The sequence below is a fragment of the Streptomyces sp. MnatMP-M17 genome (assembly GCF_900091995.1).
Classification (GTDB): Bacteria; Actinomycetota; Actinomycetes; order Streptomycetales; family Streptomycetaceae; genus Streptomyces.
The window spans coordinates 1-2,654 of sequence record NZ_FMDK01000232.1 but is presented as its reverse complement, the minus strand read 5'-3'; the positions used below and the strand labels follow the sequence as shown (position 1 = coordinate 2,654).

Here is a 2,654-nt window from a genome sequence, read left to right as displayed (position 1 = left end):
ACCAGCCGTACCCAGACGCTCTGTTCGAGATCGCCGGTCTCGACACCGGTGCCCGGCGACTCGGCCGCGGCCTCCGCGCTCACCAGCGGGAGCAGCGTACGGACGAGATCCGGCACATGCGGTGGCGGCACATGCGGCGGCTCGGGCCACACGGGCGGTGGAGACGGGCGGCAGGGAGTGATGGCGACTGGGCGTGGCGCGGTGGCTCGCATGGACGGCGTCATGCCCGGCGTGACGTTCCGGCGGTACCGGACGGTTGCTCCCCGGCCGGGCGGTCACCCGACCGGGGAACGCGCGGTCAGCGGCTGACGAAGTCCGCCCGCGCCAGCAGGCCCGTGTCCGGGTTGTCGGTGAAGATCCCGTCGATACCGGTCTCGAAGTAGGCCTGGAAGGCGCCGAAGGCGTCGCCGTACGCGTTCGGGTCCGTGCCACGGCGGAACTCGGCGGGCAGGAAGGAGTTCTCGTTGCGCATCGTGTACGGGTGGAGGACAAGGCCCTTCGCGTGCGCGTCCCGTACCAGCGTAGTGGGCGTGGTGAGCCGGCCCGCGGAGTCCTTCGGGATGATCAGGTCGAGCGTCGGGCCGAGGCCCTGCGCGAAGGACGCGATCCACTTCAGGCCCTCGGGCTTGACCAGGTCGTCGACCTTGCGCGGGTCGCCCGTCGCCTGGAAGTCCCACGGGCGCGTCCCGGCGCCGGTGAGCAGCACGACGCCGGGCGAGTCGACCAGCTTGGCCAGCCGCTGGACGCTGGTGGGCTCGAAGGACTGGAGGAAGATCGCGGAGTCCTTGCGGTCACGCCCGTAGCGGCGGAGCAGCTTCGCGAGGCGCTCCTCCAGGCCGAGGCCGATGCCGCGGAAGTAGGTGGGGTGCTTGGTCTCGGTGTAGAGCCAGACCCGGCGGCCGAGCTTGCGGCCCTGCTCGTCCGCCCAGCGCAGCACCTCTTCGAAGGTCGGGATCTCCCAGCGGCCGTCGTAGACCGTGCTGTGCTGGCGGGTGCCCGGGATGCGCTCCTTGGCACGCAGCGTCTTCAGCTCGGCGAGCGTGAAGTCCTCGGTGAACCAGCCCGTGATGCTGACACCGTCGACGGACTTGGTGGTCTTGCGGCTCGCGAACTCCGGGTGGTCCGCGACATCGGTGGTGCCGGTGATGTCGTTCTCGTGACGGCACACCAGGTGTCCGTCCTTGGTGGGCACCAGGTCCTGCTCGATCACATGCGCGCCGAGGTCCAGAGCGTGCTGGTACGAACCCAGGGTGTGCTCCGGGCGGTAGCCGCTGGCCCCGCGGTGACCGACGATCGTGGGCACGGGCAGCTCCGGGCGGGACGGGTGGTGGCCACCGCTCCGTCCGCGCTCCGTGGCCTGCGCCGCGGCGGGCAGTGCCATGGCGGCGGCCGAGCCGAGCACCGCCGCTCCCAGTACGGTCCGCCTGCCGGGCGTGTTGCGCGCACCCTGTGTCATGAACGCTCCTTGATGTGGTGTTCTGTGCCTGTCAAGCGAGGCCGAGCGTAGGCGGCGCCGTCTTCCGCGCGGGAGACCTTGGACGAACGTGACGGAAACACACGTCAACACTGCGTATCCAGCCAGTGAACCCGATGTGCGAACCCAGTGAGCCGCGAGTAACGTGCTCACCTGCGGAGATGTTCGCCTCCGTCCACCACCGTCCCACGACACCGGAGGAACCGTTGTCCCGCTTCGCGCTCATCAAGGCAGCGCTCGGACCGATCATGCGCCTGATGTTCCGCATCCGTGTGGAGGGCGCCGAGAACATTCCGGGGAGCGGGCCGGTGATCCTCGCCGGCAACCATCTGACCTTCATCGACTCGATGATCCTGCCGCTGGTCTGCGACCGTCAGGTCTTCTTCATCGGCAAGGACGAGTACGTCACGGGCAAGGGACTCAAGGGCCGGATGATGGCCTGGTTCTTCACCGGTGTCGGCATGATCCCGGTGGACCGCGACGGTGGGCGCGGCGGTGTGGCGGCGCTGATGACGGGCCGTCGGGTGCTGGAGGAGGGCAATGTCTTCGGTATCTATCCGGAGGGCACCCGCTCTCCGGACGGCCGGCTCTACCGGGGCCGTACGGGCATCGCGCGGCTGACGCTGATGACGGGCGCGCCGGTGGTGCCCTTCGCGATGATCGGTACGGACAAGCTCCAGCCGAACGGCACGGGCATGCCGCGCACGGGCAAGGTGACGGTGCGCTTCGGCGAGCCGATGGAGTTCTCACGGTACGAGGGCATGGACCGCGACCGGTATGTGCTGCGGGCGGTGACGGACTCGGTGATGGCCGAGGTCATGGAGCTGTCGGGACAGGAGTACGTGGACATGTACGCCACGAAGGCGAAGGCGGCGTAGCCGCCCTGTCGGGCAGCGGCGGGCGGGGCCCTGTGCGCGCCCACACCCGTCCGGCCGTATGGTCCGACCCGAAGGCACGGCACCTCCGCCGCCGTCGGCTTCCATCTCCATCCGATGGCCCAGCCTCCCAGTCTGCCCGAGCCGATATCGCCAAGGCCCTCCGCGACCTGCCGGCGCGCTGAGCCGGGAGCCTTCCGTCCGCACGGACGGAAGCTCGGAAGACTCCCGGTCAGTGCTCGACGGACTCCTCCAGCCTCTGGCCCCGCAGCAGGAACCAGGCCGCCGCCGATGTCGCCAGCAGG

Annotated in this window: 2 protein-coding genes and 1 pseudogene; 1 reads left to right on the top strand and 2 read right to left on the bottom strand. The window is 69.8% G+C overall.

Annotation, left to right across the window (positions count from 1 at the left end; translation table 11 throughout):
* Both GA0115259_RS40190 and GA0115259_RS11205 read right to left on the bottom strand, forming a co-directional pair.
* Positions 1 to 212: pseudogene (locus GA0115259_RS40190) on the bottom strand (hypothetical protein); the annotation flags it as partial.
* Positions 213 to 298: 86 nt separating this feature from the next.
* Complete coding sequence (locus GA0115259_RS11205; protein ID WP_093594551.1) at positions 299 to 1,456, bottom strand: glycerophosphodiester phosphodiesterase; 1,158 nt, start codon at positions 1,454 to 1,456, stop codon at positions 299 to 301.
* Between the two features lie 179 nt (positions 1,457 to 1,635).
* Here GA0115259_RS11205 and GA0115259_RS11200 point away from each other — a divergent pair, with 179 nt between their 5' ends.
* A complete protein-coding gene (locus tag GA0115259_RS11200) occupies positions 1,636 to 2,352 on the top strand; it encodes a lysophospholipid acyltransferase family protein (protein ID WP_176732506.1) in 717 nt (238 codons plus the stop codon).
* Positions 2,353 to 2,654 lie beyond the last annotated feature (302 nt).

What these genes read in the sequence shown, in the direction of transcription:
- GA0115259_RS11200 (WP_176732506.1), top strand. Translation starts at nt 1,636, where the DNA reads ATGTTCGCCTCCGTCCACCACCGTCCCACGACACCGGAGGAACCGTTG.
- GA0115259_RS11205 (WP_093594551.1), bottom strand. Translation starts at nt 1,456, where the DNA reads ATGACACAGGGTGCGCGCAACACGCCCGGCAGGCGGACCGTACTGGGA.